Genomic DNA, 16,326 nt, shown 5'->3' with positions numbered 1-16,326 from the left:
CCGGATGACCGAGAACGCGAGGGACGCGAAGAGCGCGACGGACGCGACGGGCGCGGGAATCAGCCGTCGGAGGCTGAGCGGCGGGATACTGGCACTGGGCGGCGCGCTCGCCCTCGCCCCGATTCCCTTCGCGGGGACGGCGGTAGGCGCGCAGCGGAACGCGGGAGCGTCCGGGGCGCAGGTGTCGGGCACAGGGTCGGAGGCCGGTACGGGCATGGGATCAGGTTCGGGCCGGCCGACGTTGCGCCGTGGCTCCGCCGAGCGCGCCGGACTGCTCCAAGGGCCACTGGACCAGCTCGTCGCCGATGCCGAGAGGTATCTCGCCGACTCCCCCAAGCACCCCTGGTACGCGGGCGCGGTGCTGCTCGCGGGGCGGGGCGGCACGGTGGCGCTGCACCGGCCGATCGGCAAGGCGGTGCGCTACGCGGCGTACGACGAGAAGACCGACAGCGGGGTGGAGTTCCCCGCGGACCAGCAGATCGCGATGGCCGAGGACACGGTCTTCGACCTGGCGTCGGTCTCGAAGCTGTTCACCTCGATCCTGGCGGTGCAGCAGATCGAGCGGGGCGCGCTGGAGCTGGAAGCGACCGTCGCCTCGTACCTTCCCGACTTCGCGGGCGGCGGCAAGCAGGACATCACGATCCGTCAGCTGCTCACACACACCTCGGGATTCCGTGCCTGGATTCCGCTGTACAAGGAGCCGACCCGGGAAGGCAAGCTGGGGCTGCTGTGGAAGGAGGCGCCGGCCAGCGCGCCGGGTACCGCGTACCTGTACTCCGACCTCAATCTGATCTCGCTGCAACTGGTGCTGGAGAAGATCACCGGTCGCGCCCTGGATGTCCTGCTCCGCGAAGAGATCACCGCTCCGCTCGGGATGCACCGCACCCGGTACAACCCGCCCGCGTCCTGGAAGCCGAAGATCGCCGCGACCGAGGATGCCCGGCTGCCCTGGTCGGGCCTGGAGCGCGGCCTCGTATGGGGCGAGGTCCACGACGAGAACGCGTTCAGCCTGGACGGGATCGCGGGCCACGCCGGCGTCTTCTCATGCGCCTGGGACCTCGCCGTTCTCGCCCGGACGCTGCTCAACGGCGGTGTCTACGGCAGGTCCCGCATCCTCAGCGAGGACTCGGTGGAGCTGCTGTTCACCGACTTCAACACCGCGTTCCCCGGCGATGAGCACGGTCTCGGCTTCGAGCTGTACCAGCACTGGTACATGGGCGCGATGGCGACGCCGCGCAGCGCCGGGCACACCGGATTCACGGGGACCAGCCTCGTCCTGGACCCGACGACGGACTCCTTCCTGATCGTCCTCGGCAACTCGGTCCACCCCGTGCGCGGCTGGCGGTCGGGCAGTGCGCCGCGGGTGGCGACCGCGAACCAGATGGCGAGGGCCGTCGCCGTCCCTCCCGCGACGGGGCGCACGGCCTGGTTCTCGGGGATGGCGAGCACCACGACCGCCACGCTGTCGCTGCCCGCGCTGCGCCCGGTTTCGGACCGGTCCCGGCTGAGCTGCGCGCTGTGGTGGGACACCGAGCCCGGGTCCGACGGGATGTACCTGGAGGCATCGGCGGACGCGGGCGTGAGCTGGCAGCCGGTTCCGTTCACGACGCTGCGCACGGACGACGCGCGGGACACGCGTCCCGTACCGCACCCCACGGGTTCCGCGTCCGGCTGGTCGGGCCGGGTCTGGCACCGTCTCGACGCGGACCTGTCGGCCTGGCGCGGGACGGAGGTCCGGCTGCGCTGGCGGTACAGCACGGACCGGTTGTACGTGGGACGCGGTGTGTACGTGGACTCCATCCGCGTCGAGGACGGTGACCGCGCACTGTTCAACGAGGCCCGGCCCAGCGATGCGCGGCGGATCGAGGCGGTGGGCTGGACGGTGTCGGCGGACTGAGGGCGGCGTCCGGGGCGCGGCCAAACCCGTCGAGGGGTCCCCATGCCTTCAGGGCTATGGGTATGGGGGAGACCGAGGAGAGCGGCGCCGGGCGGGCCCGCGCCTCAGGCCACCGGCTCGGGCGTGGGGGCCGGCACCTCCACCCGGGCCGTCGACTCCCGTACCACCAGGCGGGGGCGGATCAGCAGGGAGCGCCCGGCGACCGGCGCCGAGTCGATCCGGGCGCGCAGCTGCTGGAACGTCTCCGCGGCCATCTCCGGCAGCGGCTGACGGACGGTGGTGAGCGGCGGTTCGAAGAGGTCGGCGAGCAGGATGTCGTCGAAACCCACGACCGAAACGTCCTGCCCCGCGGTGCGCCCCGCGTCCTTGGCGCCCCGGCAGATGCCGATCGCGCACATGTCGTTGATCGCGACGAACGCGGTGGGCGGACGCGGCCCGGACAGCAGCTCCCGGGCCGCGTTGCGCCCCAGCTCGGCGGCGTCCTTGTCGCCGAACTCGGTCGTCTCGGCGCCCGGCCAGACGATCGCGTCGGCCGGGTCGAGACCCGCCGACTCAAGGGCCGCCCGGAATCCGCGCAGGCGCTCACGGCGGTTGACGCTGTTTACCGAGCCCGAGACGAACGCCAGCCTGCGGTGGCCGAGTTCGATGAGATGACGCGTCGCGAGCTCGGCGCCCATCGCGTTGTCCACGCTGATGCTGGCCAGCGACGCCGGGTCGCCCGCCTGCGCCGTGCGGTCGAAGGCGACCATCTTCAGACCCCGGCTGAGCAGGGGCGCCATATGGTCCAGCGAGGGCAGCGAGGAGCAGAGCACCACTCCGCTCACTCCGTCCGCGAGCAGCTCCTCGCCGTACTTGAGTTCACGGGCCGGGTCGCGCTCACTGTTGCAGAGCAGCACGTGATACCCCTCGGCGAGCGCGATGGCCTCCAACTCGCGGGCGAGGGAGCCCCAGAAGGGGTTCGCGACGGACGGCACGATGAGGCCGATGACCTTGATCCGGCCGGTGCGCAGCATCCGCGCGGCCCGGTTCGGCCGGTAGCTGAGCCGTTCAATGGCCTGTTCGACGCGGGCCAGGGTGGCCGCTTGCATACGGTCGGTTCGCCCGTTGAGGACGTTGGAGACCGTACTGGCCGACACCCCTGCCGCCGCCGCGACCTCATGAATCGTTACCCCGCTCATGCCACCTCCGGTTCGGAACGCCGCTACGAGTCTAGTGTACCGATTTACTGAATGCACTCCACCGGTACACCCGTTAACATCCCTGAAAATTCTTGTGCATCAGCTGTTGACGTCACTCTCACGGCGTTCCTAGCATCAGTGCATCGATTTACCAGCGCTTCCCAGCCATACCTGGGGTGACATGACTGGATCGATCCACAGCCTCCACCTCAAAAGGGGTGTCTCATGGAACTCAACAGACGGTCACTGCTCGCTGTCATCGGCGCGGGTACCGCCGCCGCCCTCACGGGCTGCGGCACCGGCTCCACCGCGTCCGGCTCGGCCGACGGACCGGCCGAGGGCGAGATCACGCTGCTCACCCCGATCTTCGAAGGCTCCGACGGCAAGACCCTGCTGGAGCAGAAGATCCTCGGCGGGTTCCGGAAGAAGTATCCGGACGTCAAGGTGAACGTGGACTACACCACGTACGCCCAGCTCAACGAGAAGATCACCACCGGTCTCGCGGGCGGGCTGCTGCCAGACGTGCTGATGATGGGGGTCGGCTGGATACCCCCTTTCGCGGCCAAGAAGGCGATCGCCGAGCTGCCGGAGAAGCTGGCCACCGCGCACGACTACGAGGAGCGGGTACTGGACCCCTCGCGTCACGACGGCAGGCTGTACGCCCTGCCGGTCGTCCTCGACACCCGCATCGTGGTCTACCGCAAGGACCACTTCGCCGAGGCCGGCATCAAGAAGACCCCGGCCACCTGGGCGGAACTGCGCGCCGTGGCGAAGCAGTTGACGACGGGCGACAGGATCGGCTTCGACCCGTTCTCCATCGACCTGCGCCAGTGCTGGGAGACCTTCCTCTTCGCCAACGGCGGTCGGCTGTTCAGCGAGGACGGCAAGAAGGTGCTGTTCACCGACTCCCGCGGGGTCGAGGCGCTGCAGTTCTTCAAGGACCTGGTCAAGGACGGTTCGGCCGACTACGCGAAGAAGACGGACGCCGGCTCGCCCTCCAACGTCCAGACCGGCAAGGCGTCGATGATGATGTCGACCAGCGCCCTGTGGAAGCAGGTCACGGACCAGAACCCCGAGCTGATCGAGGACGACAAGCTGGGTGCGTTCGTCCTCACCAACCGCAGGCCCGCGATGCTCCAGGGCGGCACGCTCGTCTCCCGCTCCGCGAGCTCCAGGCACCCGGCGGCGGCCCTCGCACTCGTCGAGTACCTCGCCTCACCCGAGTCGATCCTCGGCGCGGCCGAGCAGCGCGGTTCGGTGCCCGGCCTGCGGGACCTGAACGACACCGGCTACGTGAAGGAGAACCAGTTCGTCGATCTCTCGCTGCGGAGCCTGGAGCACGCCGTCTCCGAGGGCGGCACCGCGGCCTGGATGGAGATCCGCGAAAAGATCAAGCCGACGCTGGAGCCCGCGATCGTGGGCAACCAGTCGGCGAAGGACGCCATCGCGGAGCTCGGCCGCCTCGCCGAGGCCGCGATCGGCCGGATGTAAGGACCCGTAACCGTGGGAGCGACATCCGTGGTGAAGGCACGGCCCGCGCGGCCGCCTTCACTCCCTGAGAAAGCGGCGCCGAAGCGCACCGGCCGGGCCCCCACGGGCCCGGGACGGCGCCGGCGCCGGGCAGGCATGCTCATGGTGGCGCCCGCGCTGCTGCACGCCTCGTTGTGGATCGGTCTGCCGGTCGTGGCCTCGGTGGCCCTGGCCTTCACGAAGTACGACGTGCTGACGGCGCCGCAGTTCGTGGGTCTGGACAACTTCCGGGACATGCTGGACGACGCGGTCTTCCGCAAGTCCGTCGTCAACACCATCATCTACACCTTCTTCACCGTGCCGTTCGGCATGCTGCTGGGTCTGCTGCTGGCCCTGGCCCTGCACACCGGTCTGAAGGCCCGCGGCATCTTCCGTACCGCGGTGTTCCTGCCGCAGGTCACGGCGACCGTCGCGATCGCCCTCGTCTGGCTGTGGATCTACAACCCGGGCAACGGGCTGCTCAACGCGCTGCTGGCGTTCCTCGGCATCGACGGTCCGGCCTGGCTCAACTCGACGACCTGGGCGATGCCCTCGGTGATCCTGGTCGGCATCTGGCAGGGCATCGGCATGAAGATGCTCATCTATCTGGCCGCGCTGCAGTCCCTGCCGAAGGAGCTGTACGAAGCCGCGGCGGTGGACGGCGCGTCCAAGGTGCGGCAGTTCTTCTCGATCACGCTGCCGCTGCTGAAGCCCGCCACGTTCTTCGTGCTCATCACGTCGATGATCAGCGCGTTCCAGTCGTTCGACCAGATCTACATCCTCACCGACGGCGGACCCGCCAACAGCACCACGATGATGACGTATGAGATCTACAAGTCCGCCTTCCGGGAGTTCCGCGTCGGTTACGCCTGCGCGCAGTCACTGGTGCTGTTCGTACTGCTGATGGGCTTCACCCTGGTGAACCGGCGGATCATGGGAGGCACCCGTGGCCACAGCTGAGCTGCACAAGCCGGCACCCGCGACGAACCCGCGGCGGCGGCGCGCACCCGTGTCCGCCGGACGGATCGCGCTCTACGTGACGCTGTCCGTGATCTCCCTGCTGATGGTGGTGCCGTTCGTCTGGATGGTGCTGACCTCGCTCAAGACGCCGGTGGAGATCGCCTCGCAGGATGCCGGACTGCTGCCGGAGCACTGGGAGTTCGGGAACTACCTCGACGCGCTGAAGGCGGCTCCGTTCGCCACGTACGCCCGCAACAGCTTCGTCATCGCGATCAGCCACACGGTGCTCAACGTGCTGGTGGCGTCGATGGCGGGATACGCGCTGGCGCGGATCAAGTTCCGCGGCAGCGAGGTGATCTTCCTCCTCTTCATCGCGGCGCTGATGATCCCGACGTACACGAAGGTGCTGCCGGAGTTCCTGATCGTCCGCTTCATGCCACTGGCCGGTGGCAACGACATCCTCGGCCAGGGCGGCAGCGGGTGGCTGGACACCTGGTGGGCGCTCATCATCCCGGGCGCCGTCACCCCGTTCGCGGTCTTCCTCTTCCGGCAGTTCTACCTGGACCTGCCGGTGGAGCTGGAGGAGGCGGCGCGGCTCGACGGGCTCGGTGAGTTCCGGATCTACGCCCGGATCATGACGCCGCAGGTCAAGCCCGCGCTCACCACGGTGGCGCTGCTGACCTTCGAGTCCTCGTGGAACAACTTCCTGTGGCCGCTGCTGGTGACCCGCACCGACAGTCTGCGGGTGATCCAGGTGGGGCTCTCCGTCTTCAAGACGGAGAACGGCACCCAATGGCACTTCCTGATGGCCGGCACCACGCTGGCCACCCTCCCCATGGTCGTGCTCTTCCTCATCGGCCAGCGCTATTTCGTGCAGGGCTTCGCAACCGCCGGTCTCAAGTGACCGGTGCCGGTCCCCCTGTGACCGGCTATCGAATGATCGAAAGGGCTTCACCCATGTCTGCTGATCTCAACGGTTCCCGCGCACTGGTGACGGGGGCGGGCCACGGCATCGGCCGGGCCATCGCCGTCGCCCTTGCCGAGGCCGGCGCCGATGTCGCCGTCCACTACCACTCCTCCGCCGACGAGGCCGCGCAGACTGTCTCCGCGATCGAGGCACGTGGCCGCAGGGCGAAGGCGCTCAAGGCCGATGTGACGGTGACCTCGGACGTGGACCGTCTCGTCGAGGAGGCGGCCGGCTTCCTCGGCGGCCTGGACGTCCTCGTCTGCAACGCGGGTCATCTGATCGGCCGCGCGAAGATCTCCGAGATGACCGACGACCACTTCGAGCAGGTCGTCTCCGTCAACCTGACGTCGGCGTTCCGTACCGTACGGGCCGCTCTCCCCCATCTGACGAAGTCGTCCGCGGGCCGCATCATCACGATGTCCTCGCTGGCCGCGCACAACGGCGGCGGCCCCGGCTCGGTCGCGTACGCGGCCGCCAAGGCAGGCGTACGCGGCTTCACCAAGGGCCTGGCCAAGGAACTGGCCGGCACGGGCATCACGGTCAACGCCGTCGCGCCCGGCTTCATCAAGGGCACCGCCTTCCACGACACGTTCACCGCGCCCGAGGCCCAGCAGTCCATGGAGGCCGGCATCCCGGTCGGCCGGGCGGGGACCCCCGAGGACGTCGCCTCGGCGGTCGTCCACCTGGCCTCCCCCACGTCCGGCTTCCTCACCGCCACCACGGTCGACATCGACGGTGGCGTATGGCCGCGTTGAGGCGCATCGCGCGCGAGCGGGGCGGCTGGTGGCACGCGTACGTCTGCCCCGCGCACGGCGTGGAGCTCGACCACGGTGATCTGCTCGCCGGGGTCTTCCCGGACGGCGGTGCGCGGTGCGCGCACGGCTGCCGGGTGGACGACGAGGCGGTGCGGGGTGCCTGGCTGGTGCTGTCGCACCAGGCGTGGGCGCGGCACCTGCGGGTGCTCGCCCACCGGGGCGAGCGCGCGGAGACGGTCGCGCGGCTCGTGGAGTACGCCGGTCTGTACGCGGAGCTCGCCACCGAGCGGCACGGCGAGGCGCAGACCTGGATGCTGCGGGGCCGGCTCTTCCATCAGGCGCTGACGGACGCCATCTGGGCGGTGAACATCGGGCACACGGTGATGACGCTCGCTGAGAAGGGCACGGACGAACTGCACGCGGTCCTTCCGCTGCTTGACGAGCTGGAGCGGGCGGCGCTGGACGCCCGCGCCGTGCTGACGGGTCAGGGGCAGCTCGCGTCCAACTACACGGCGTGGCTCAACGCGGCGGGTGGCGCGGCGAGCCGGGCGGCCGCGGCCGTGCGCGGCCGGGACTGGGACGGCGGCGAGCGGTGGCTGGCGGGCGAGCACGGCCTGTACGCGCATCTGCGGGTCGCGGTGGCCGAGGACGGCTGGGAGTGGGAGGGCAGCACGTACTACCACGGGTTCGTGCTGCGGGCCGCGCTGCTGGCGCTGCGCTCCACCGACCCCTCGGACATACCGTCCGACGTGCTGGACGTGCTGGCCGGGATGACGGATGTACTGGCGACGATCGCCACGCCGGGCGGCATCCTGCCCGCGCTCCACGACGGGCCGTATCTGCGCGGCCCGCTCGCTCTTGAGTGGCTCGAACTGGTTTCACTCGCCCAGCAGTTGGCGCCATCGGCCGCGTTGGACGCGGTGGCGGCGCGGGCCAGGACGGAGCTCGGTCCGGCGGACGACGGGCTGGACGGCGAGCTGGGCGGCTGGTTCGCGGGCCCGCCGCTTCCCGAGCGTGCGGTGCCCGGCCCGGTCACGGTGTTCCCGTCCGCGGGATACGGGGTGCTGCGCGGCGCGGGCGTCCACGCCCTGCTGGACTTCGGCCCGCACGGCGGTTCGCACGGGCATCGCGACAAGCTGTCGCTGTACCTGTACGGGGACAACACCCCGTGGCAGCCCGATCCCGGTCAGGTGCCCTACGCCCACGCCGAGTTCCGCGAGCTGTACGCCTCGGCCGCCGCCCATCCGGCGTTCCGGGTCGACGGCGGTGAACAGGCCGAGTGCACGGGCACACTGCTCGCCTGGGACGACGGCCCGGGTGGAGACTCGGGCGGCGCCCCGGGCGACAGCTCGTGTGCCGGCTCGGTGACCGCCGAGGTGACAGCGGCGTACGAGGGAGTACGCGCGGTCCGGCGCGTCGCGCTCGGCTCCTGCTATCTGGTGGACCTGCTGACGGTCACGGGACCGGAGCCCCGCCGCATCACGGCGCAGCTGCGCCCCGGCACCGCGCTGGACGTCCAGGTCCAGGCCGCGGGGCCCCTGCGCACGACCTGGTACGGCGAGGAGACCCTGCACGGCTGGCACACGCACACGAGCGGGGTGCCGGTCCGTCCGGTGACGGCACCGGGCCCCGGGCCTGCCGACGACCCCCAGCGGACGCGCACCCGGGTCGACTTCACCGCCGACGCCGATCGGGTCGTCTTCGCCTCGGTCTACCAGGCGGCGTCCGCCGGTCCTGCGGTGAGCGCGGTACGTCTGCTCGGCGAGGAGCTGACGGTGGAACTGGCCGACGGCTCATCGGCACGATTCCGGACGGAGGGCTGATCCTTGCTGCTGTCGGCGACCCCGCCACCCGGACCGCGCCCCGCGCAGGAGACCCGGCTGTACGAGGAGGCGGCCCGTCACCGCGGGCTCACCCCTCCCCGTACCCATCCCCTGGCCAGCATCACGTGGCTGGGTCCCGCGGCCTCGAACCCGGCGCTTGCCTACCGGGTCGGGGGCGACCGGGCCCATCTGGCCGAGAGCATCCGCTGGATCGAGGCTGCGGTCCGGCTGCCGCACTGGGGCAAGGCCCACATGCCGGACCACGACCTGGACGCGGGCTGGCTGCTGCACCACCTGTCGCTCGTCCACAGGTGGATCGGCGACGACCTGCCGGACGGGCTGAGGGCGCTGCTGCGGTACAAGCTGCTGCTCCAGGGGCGGCGGATGTACGAGTTCGCGGTGGCGAGCGAGGGCCGCTGGTGGTCGTCGTCGTACTGGCAGAACCACAACTGGATCTGTTACGCGGGCCTGGCGACCGCCGGCTACGTACTGGGCAAGGAGGAGTGGACCGAGCGCGCCAAGGACAATCTGGGCCGGGTCCTGGACCTGATGCCCGAGGACGGCTCGCACGCCGAGGGCGTCGTGTACTGGCGCTACGGGGTCCCGTTCCTGGCGGCCCATCTGGATCTCCTCCAGGAGGCCGAGGGCATCGACTGGTGGGGTCGGGGCGGGTTCCTCTCCCGTACCTTCCGCTACCGGCTGCACCAGACGGCTCCGGGCTTCGCGTTCAACATCGACCACGGTGACTGCCACGACCGGCGCAGCGGTCACAGTGCCGGGCTCTACTACCGTCTGGCCTCGCAGTACGGCATCGCGGAGGCCCAGTGGATGGGTGAGCTGGCCTCGGGCGAACTGCTGTGGCAGGAAGCGTCCGAGAGCGGTGTGCGGCCGGGAATCCTGCCGGAGGCGTATCTGGAGTACCTCTGGTACGACCCGGCGGTGCCGGCCGCGCGTCCTACGGAGACCCGGGCCTTCTTCCCGGATCTGGGGCTGCTGGCGGCCAGGACCGGCTGGGACGAGGACGCCACCCTCGTGTCGTTCAAGGCGAGTCCCGGTGGTGGGCACAGGGCGTGGGAGACTGCGGAGAAACACCGTGCGGAGCTGGGCTGGGAGACCCTGAACCAGGGGCACCACCACCCGGATTCGGGCTCGTTCGTGCTGGTCTCGCAGGGTGCGTTCCTCGCGGTGGACGAGGGATACAGCAACCACAAGCGGGCCGCCCACCACAATCTGCTCCTGGTCGACGGCCAGGGGTACGCCGACGAGGACCGCTACCACGTCTACAAGGACATCCCGTTCGAACGGCAGGCCCGGCAGCGCGACGTACTGGTGGACGCCGAGGGCGGGTGGGCGCACTCCACCGCCGAGATCGCGGCGATGTACGACGCCGGTCTGGGGGTCCGGCGTCTCGACCGGTCCCTGGTGTTCACCCCGGCCGGGCGGCTGGTGCTGCTCGATCTCGCCGAGGCGGACGAGGAACGGGAGTGGACGTTCCTGCTCCAGACCGACCGGCCGACCGAGGCGCGGCCCGACGGCACCCGGCTGATCCGCACGGGCACGGCCGTGGCCCGGGTCCGCCAGTTCGCGCCGCCCGGCGGGACGGTCGCCTCCGAGGTCACGCAGGTGGAGGCCAACCCGACGTCCAGTACGCCGGAGCTGCGCCTCACCCGCACGCTGCACACCCTGCGCTCGACGACCGCCAGGTCATCGGTCGTTCACTTCCTCACCACGATCACGCCCGGCGCGTCGTGCCGGGCCGAGCAGGCCGGCTGCGTGGAGGGTCACGGTGTCACCTTCGCGGACGGGGAGGAGACCGTGCTGCTGTCCCCCGTCGCACGCCGCATCCGCACCGGGACCGTCGATGCCGACGCCGCCGCCGTGCTCCTCTCCGCCACCGGTGCCCCCTACGTCGTGCGGGCCACGCGGCTGGAGCTGAGCGGCCGGGTGCTCCTCGACGTCCCGGAGCCGTACACCGGAAAGGTCGGCTGAAACCATGCAGGCAACTCTCTCGTCGGGCTGGCCGACGCTGCTGCGGCGGCTGGAGTTCGTGGCATACCCGGCCGCCGCCGGGGCCGCGTTCGCCGTGCTGTCGCTGGGGGTGGTCACCTGGCTGCCCGCGCTCGCCGCGATGGGCCACGCCCTCCAGCGGTGGCGCGAGGAGGGGGACAGCCGCTGTTTCGTCAACGCGTTCTCCGCGTTCCCCCGGTACTGGCGGGGGCTGTGGCGGCACGGTCTGCTGTCCACCGTCGCGGCGGCCGTCCTCGTGGCCAACATCGCGTACCTGCTGGGCCGTTCCGAGCCCTGGACGTTCGTGGTGCTCGCCGCTCAGGCCGGCATCGCGGCCGCCTTCGTCATCCATCATGTGGCGCTCGCCGCCCAGGCCGGCCGGACTCCGGACGGCTCGGTCCGCTCCTGGTCGCAGGGAGCGCTCGCGCTGGGCTTCGGGTCCGCGGCCCGTGGCACCGCTCTGCTCGGCGCGGTGATCTCCGCCGTGCTGCTCTCGCTCGTCGTACCGCTGGGGCCCCTGCTTCTCGGCCCCAGCATCCCCGTACTGCTCGCTCTGTCCTTCGCAGATTCCAGGAGGCACACCCCATGAGGCATCACTCGTTCACCGTGCTCGCCACCGCGCTGGCCGCCGGCTTCGCGCCGCTCGCCCTCCCCGTCACCTCCGTAGCGGCCGAGGCCGCGACGGCGTACTACGTCGCTCCGACCGGCAGTGACGCCAACGCGGGTACGTCGGCGGGCGCCCCGTTCGCCACGATCCAGAAGGCCATCGACGTCGCCCCGACGGGTGCGGTGGTGAACCTCGCGGCAGGCACGTACCGGCAGGACGTGGTGACCAAGCGCGCCGGCGTGACGCTCACCGGACCGTCGAACGCGATCGTGAAGGGTGCGGGCGGGGCCCGGATCATCCAGGTACAGCACGACTCCACGACGCTGAGCGGCTTCACCGTGGACGGGCTGCACGGCTCGTCCACCGATGTGGCGGGCTACCGCCTCAAGCTCATTTATGTCATGAGCACGACCCAAGGCAACGGGGTGGGCGCACTCCACATCACCGGCATGACCCTCAGGAACGCCGCCGACGAATGCCTCCGGCTGCGCTACCTCGTCACCGGGGCAGAGGTGAACGACAACACCATCACCAACTGCGGGGTGGCCGACTTCAAGTTCGGTGGGGGCGGCAAGAACGGTGAGGGCATCTACCTCGGTACGGCCCCCGAACAGCAGGGTGCGAACGGCGCCCCGGACGCGGCGGCCGACGTCAGCCGGAACAACCGCATCCACCACAACACCATCGACACGCAGGGCAACGAGTGCGTCGACGTGAAGGAGAACTCGACCAACAACTACGTCGAGTACAACGACTGCGCAGGCCAGAAGGACGCCAGCTCGGGCGGGCTCGACGCGCGCGGCAGCGGCAACATCTTCCGCTACAACACCGTGCACGACAACGTCGGAGCGGGCATCCGGCTCGGCGGAGACACCGCCACCGACGGCATCGACACCAGCGTCTACGGCAACACCATCACCAGGAACGCGGGCGGCGGCATCAAGTTCATGCGCACCCCGCAGGGCCCGGTGTGCACCAACACGATGAGCGGCAACACCGGGGGCGACGCCGTCGGGACGTACGCGAGCGAGTACGACCCGACCGGTGCGTGCCCGCAGTGAGCGGCCGGAGGCCCGCGAGACGCGGGATCCTGACGGCGGCGGCGGGGATGGCCGGTGTGGCGGCGGTGGCCGTGGCCGCTCCGGGTGCCCGGGCGGCGGGGCGTACCGGCGCGGCCGGTTCGCGCTGGACCACGTCCTGGGCGACGGCGCAGACCGCCCCCACGCCGAGCGACACCGTGGCGAGCGCGGGGCTGACCGACGGCGTCCACACGGCCGTGGTCCGGTTGTCCGCGGGCGGGCGGGTGCGCCTGCGGTACGGGAACGCGTTCGGCGCCGTGCCGATCCTCGTCGGTCCGGTGACCGCGGGCGGCCGCCCGGTGACGTTCGACGGCCGGCCGCGGGCATGGCTGGCCCCGGGTGCCTCGCTGACCAGCGACGCCGTCGAGGGGCTGCGGGTCGCCGAAGGGGCGCGGCTGTCAGTGGAGACGCGGCTGCCGGGCCCCACCGGTCCGCTGTCCTTCCACCGCAACACGCATGCCTCGCACACGGTCGACGGGGTGCGCACCACGTCCGTGTTCCTGCTGACGGGTGTCGAGACGACGGGCGCCGAGGGTCCGGTCCTCGCCGTGCTCGGCGACTCCATCGCCGAGGGTGTCGGCACCCCGGACGACGCCGATCTGCGCTGGCCCGACCAGTTGGCCGGGCGGCTTCCCGGTTCGGCCGTCGCCAACCTCGGGATCAGCGGCAACCGGCTGCTGCTGAACGACGCCCGGTTCGGGCCCGGCGGACAGGCCCGCTTCGACCGGGACGTCCTCTCGCTGCCCGGGCTGCGGACCGTCCTCGTCCACCTCGGGGTCAACGACCTCCAGCAGCCGCCCAGCCAGACCGACCCGGCGCTCTTCCTGGCCGGCTACCGGCAACTGGTGCTGCGTGCCCGCAACGCCGGGCTGCGGATCGTCGGCGCCACCATCGCCCCCTTCGAGGGATGGGTCCGCTGGACGCCGGAGCTCGACACGGTCCGGCAGCAGGTCAACCGCACGGTGCGCACGGGCCGGGTCTTCGACGCCGTCGCGGACTTCGACGCCGCCCTGCTTGATCCCGCGCGGCCCTCGCAGCTGCTGCCCGCGTACGACAGCGGTGACGGCCTGCATCCCAACTCCTCCGGTCATACCGCGCTCGCCGCGGCCGTCGACCGCCGACACCTCCTGTGAGGGCCACACCATGAATCCAGGCACCACCCGGCGCACCGTCCTGGCCACGGCTGCCGCGCTCGGCGCGGCCGCCGCCCTGCCCGTCTCCCTCGGCGCGGGCACCGCGCACGCCGCCGCCGGGGACGCCGCCGCGCTGCGCGGCCGCTGGCACACCCTGCTCACCGGCGGTCCCGCGCTGGACCTGTCCGACGCACGGATCGCCGCGGCCGTGGCCCGGATCGGCAGGTCGGCGACCACCGCGGCGAAGGGCCTCGACCCGGCCGCCGCCGACGGGCTGTTCCCCGACCTGACCAGCACCACGCTCTCCAACCACGTCACGACGTCGTTCAAACGGCTCGCCACGATCGCGACCGCGTGGGCCGTCCCCGGCACCCCGCAGTACGGCGACACGGCCCTGCGCGATCTGCTGCTCGGCGGCATCGACTGGATGCTGACGAACCGTTACGGCCCCGGCCACACCCGCTTCGACAACGACTGGGACTGGGAAATCGGCTCGGCCCTCGCCCTCAACGACGCCACGGTGCTCCTGTACGACACCCTCGGCGCGGACCGGCTGGACCAGGTAACGACGGCCGTGCGCCACTACACACCCGACCCCAACCTGTGGCGCGCCGACCGGCAGATCGCGACCGGCGCCAACCGGGTGTGGATCTCCACCGTCGTCGCCGTCAACGCGGTGCTGCGCGACGACGGCGCGTCGCTGGCCCGGGTCAGGGACGCTCTTTCGGACGTCGAGGGTTCGGGCGCCAACAGCGTCCTGGCCTTCAACGACGCGAGCGCGGCGGCGCAGGGCACGGGCGAGGGCTTCTACTCCGACGGCTCGTTCCTCCAGCACTACAAGCACCCCTACACGGGCGGATACGGCAAGGAGCTGCTGAACAACCTCTCGCGACTGCTCAATCTGCTGGCCGGTACGGCGTGGACGGTCACCGACCCCGATCTCGACAACGTACGCATCTGGGTGGACGAGGGCTTCGACCCGCTGCTCGCCCGGGGCGACGTGCTGGCATCGGTGTGCGGACGCGAGATCGCCCGCCCAAGCAAGCAGGGCCACGCCTCCGCGCAGACCGTCATCGAGGCGGTGCTGCGGCTGATCCCGGGCTTCCCCGGGGAGACCGCCGAGCGCTTCACCTCCCTGGTCAAGCAGTGGATCGCCGAGGACACCTACCGCGACTTCCTCGCGGTCACCGACCTCGCCTCGCTGGTCGCCGCCCGGCAGGTCATCGGCTCGGCCGTCCCCGCGCGCGGCCCGCTCGTCGCGCACAAGCAGCACCCCCGGATGGACAAGGCGGCGCACCACCGCCCCTCGTTCGCGCTCGGCATCTCCGCGTACTCCAGCCGGATCTACAACTACGAGTCGATCCAGAACGAGAACCTGCACGGCTGGCACCTCTCCGACGGGATGGTGCTGCTCCACACGGACGACCTCGGGCACTACAGCGAGGACTACTGGCCGACCGTCGACCCGACGCGGCTGCCCGGCACCACCGTCATCGCGGGCCGGCCCGCGAACGCGGCCGGACAGCGCACCACCAGCACGGCGGACTGGACGGGCGGCACGGCACTGCCCGGGACGACACTCGGCGCGTACGGCATGGACCTGCGGGCGTACGGAAGTTCGCTGCGGGCCCTGAAGAGCTGGTTCTGTCTGGACGACGTGATCGCGTGCGTGGGCTCCGGCATCACCGCGGACGCCGGCACGGCCGAGACGGTCGTCGAGAACCGCAAGCTGCGCGACCCTGCGGCGGCACTGCTCGTCAACGGCATGGCGGCGCCGTCCGGTGCGGGCTGGTCGGCGCAGCTGGACAAGGTTCGCTGGCTGCACGTCGCCGGGACCGGGGGCTACGTCTTCCCCGAGCCCGCCACGCTCCGGGGGCTCCGCGAGGACCGCACGGCGACCTGGCGGGAGATCAACCTCAAGTACGGCACGGACACCCCGGTCACTCGCCCCTATCTGACGCTGTGGCAGGACCATGGTCCCGCACCGTCCGGCGCGGGCTACTTCTGGCTCCAGGCGCCGGCCGCCTCCGCCGAGCGCACCCGGCTGTGGTCGGCCGCTCCGCCGGTGAGGCTGGTGGCGCGCTCCGGCGCCGTGCACGCGGTGCGCCGCTGCGCGGACGGGCTCCTCGCCGCCAACTTCTGGGCCGCCGGCTCGGCTCAGGAGCTCAGGGCCGACGGCCCGGCGTCCGTTCTGGTGCGCCCGGAGGGGAAGACCGTGACGGTGTCCCTGTCCGATCCGACGCAGCTGCGGACGTCCGTCTCCGTCGAGCTGGCCGTCCGTGGTCTCACCCTCGTCTCCGCGGACCGGGGCGTGAGCGCCGTGCGCGTCCCGGACGGCATCCGGATCACGGCCGACACCGCCGGACGGCACGGCGCGACACTCGACCTCACCCTGAAGAGGAGCTAGACCC

General features: G+C 71.1%; 12 protein-coding genes. 11 read left to right on the top strand and 1 reads right to left on the bottom strand.

What is annotated here, in order from left to right; translation table 11 throughout:
* Positions 1–4 precede the first annotated feature (4 nt).
* Positions 5–1,897 (top strand): serine hydrolase, encoded by a 1,893-nt coding sequence (locus tag ACFWSK_RS01445; RefSeq protein WP_383780373.1) that lies wholly within the window; start codon positions 5–7, stop codon positions 1,895–1,897.
* 104 nt (positions 1,898–2,001) lie between these two features.
* Here ACFWSK_RS01445 and ACFWSK_RS01440 read toward each other — a convergent pair whose 3' ends face one another.
* Positions 2,002–3,075: a LacI family DNA-binding transcriptional regulator gene (locus ACFWSK_RS01440; RefSeq protein WP_383780370.1), complete on the bottom strand. Its 1,074-nt coding sequence runs from the start codon at positions 3,073–3,075 to the stop codon at positions 2,002–2,004.
* A 225-nt stretch (positions 3,076–3,300) separates the two neighbouring features.
* Between ACFWSK_RS01440 and ACFWSK_RS01435 the strand changes: the two genes are divergently transcribed.
* From ACFWSK_RS01435 to ACFWSK_RS01390, 10 genes are all read left to right on the top strand, one after another.
* Positions 3,301–4,566 (top strand): ABC transporter substrate-binding protein, encoded by a 1,266-nt coding sequence (locus ACFWSK_RS01435; protein ID WP_383780367.1) that lies wholly within the window; start codon positions 3,301–3,303, stop codon positions 4,564–4,566.
* Positions 4,567–4,707: 141 nt separating this feature from the next.
* The gene (locus ACFWSK_RS01430; RefSeq protein WP_383780365.1) at positions 4,708–5,544 is read left to right on the top strand and encodes a carbohydrate ABC transporter permease; all 837 of its coding nucleotides are present in this window, start codon (positions 4,708–4,710) and stop codon (positions 5,542–5,544) included.
* Positions 5,531–6,448 (top strand): carbohydrate ABC transporter permease, encoded by a 918-nt coding sequence (locus ACFWSK_RS01425; RefSeq protein WP_383780362.1) that lies wholly within the window; start codon positions 5,531–5,533, stop codon positions 6,446–6,448. The genes ACFWSK_RS01430 and ACFWSK_RS01425 overlap by 14 nt, the downstream gene beginning before the upstream one ends.
* 53 nt (positions 6,449–6,501) lie before the next feature.
* Complete coding sequence (locus tag ACFWSK_RS01420) at positions 6,502–7,266, top strand: SDR family NAD(P)-dependent oxidoreductase (protein WP_383780360.1); 765 nt, start codon at positions 6,502–6,504, stop codon at positions 7,264–7,266.
* Positions 7,254–9,089 (top strand): heparinase II/III family protein, encoded by a 1,836-nt coding sequence (locus ACFWSK_RS01415; protein WP_383780357.1) that lies wholly within the window; start codon positions 7,254–7,256, stop codon positions 9,087–9,089. Before ACFWSK_RS01420 ends, ACFWSK_RS01415 begins: the two co-directional genes overlap by 13 nt.
* Before the next feature lie 3 nt (positions 9,090–9,092).
* Positions 9,093–11,078 carry a hypothetical protein gene (locus tag ACFWSK_RS01410; protein WP_383780354.1) on the top strand — a complete coding sequence of 662 codons (1,986 nt, stop codon included), beginning with the start codon at positions 9,093–9,095 and terminating at the stop codon, positions 11,076–11,078.
* Positions 11,079–11,082: 4 nt separating this feature from the next.
* Positions 11,083–11,685, top strand: a complete 603-nt coding sequence (locus ACFWSK_RS01405; RefSeq protein WP_383780352.1) for a DUF624 domain-containing protein — start codon at positions 11,083–11,085, stop codon at positions 11,683–11,685.
* Entirely contained in the window at positions 11,682–12,764 is a 1,083-nt protein-coding gene (locus ACFWSK_RS01400) for a DUF1565 domain-containing protein (protein ID WP_383780349.1), read from the top strand. Before ACFWSK_RS01405 ends, ACFWSK_RS01400 begins: the two co-directional genes overlap by 4 nt.
* 47 nt (positions 12,765–12,811) lie before the next feature.
* Positions 12,812–13,915: an SGNH/GDSL hydrolase family protein gene (locus ACFWSK_RS01395; protein WP_383780346.1), complete on the top strand. Its 1,104-nt coding sequence runs from the start codon at positions 12,812–12,814 to the stop codon at positions 13,913–13,915.
* Positions 13,916–13,925: 10 nt separating this feature from the next.
* Complete coding sequence (locus ACFWSK_RS01390) at positions 13,926–16,322, top strand: polysaccharide lyase 8 family protein (protein WP_383780344.1); 2,397 nt, start codon at positions 13,926–13,928, stop codon at positions 16,320–16,322.
* Positions 16,323–16,326 lie beyond the last annotated feature (4 nt).

The organism is Streptomyces sp. NPDC058620 (assembly GCF_042717135.1).
Lineage (GTDB): Bacteria > Actinomycetota > Actinomycetes > Streptomycetales > Streptomycetaceae > Streptomyces.
The sequence above is the reverse complement of the archived record's forward strand: the minus strand, read 5'-3'. Positions and strand labels throughout refer to the sequence as shown.

Bases quoted from the DNA above. Each gene is read 5' to 3' on its own strand.
- ACFWSK_RS01430 (WP_383780365.1), top strand. From the start codon at position 4,708: ATGGTGGCGCCCGCGCTGCTGCACGCCTCGTTGTGGATCGGTCTGCCG.
- ACFWSK_RS01405 (WP_383780352.1), top strand. From the start codon at position 11,083: ATGCAGGCAACTCTCTCGTCGGGCTGGCCGACGCTGCTGCGGCGGCTG.
- ACFWSK_RS01445 (WP_383780373.1), top strand. From the start codon at position 5: ATGACCGAGAACGCGAGGGACGCGAAGAGCGCGACGGACGCGACGGGC.
- ACFWSK_RS01395 (WP_383780346.1), top strand. From the start codon at position 12,812: ATGGCCGGTGTGGCGGCGGTGGCCGTGGCCGCTCCGGGTGCCCGGGCG.
- ACFWSK_RS01390 (WP_383780344.1), top strand. From the start codon at position 13,926: ATGAATCCAGGCACCACCCGGCGCACCGTCCTGGCCACGGCTGCCGCG.
- ACFWSK_RS01440 (WP_383780370.1), bottom strand. From the start codon at position 3,075: ATGAGCGGGGTAACGATTCATGAGGTCGCGGCGGCGGCAGGGGTGTCG.
- ACFWSK_RS01400 (WP_383780349.1), top strand. From the start codon at position 11,682: ATGAGGCATCACTCGTTCACCGTGCTCGCCACCGCGCTGGCCGCCGGC.
- ACFWSK_RS01415 (WP_383780357.1), top strand. From the start codon at position 7,254: ATGGCCGCGTTGAGGCGCATCGCGCGCGAGCGGGGCGGCTGGTGGCAC.
- ACFWSK_RS01435 (WP_383780367.1), top strand. From the start codon at position 3,301: ATGGAACTCAACAGACGGTCACTGCTCGCTGTCATCGGCGCGGGTACC.
- ACFWSK_RS01420 (WP_383780360.1), top strand. From the start codon at position 6,502: ATGTCTGCTGATCTCAACGGTTCCCGCGCACTGGTGACGGGGGCGGGC.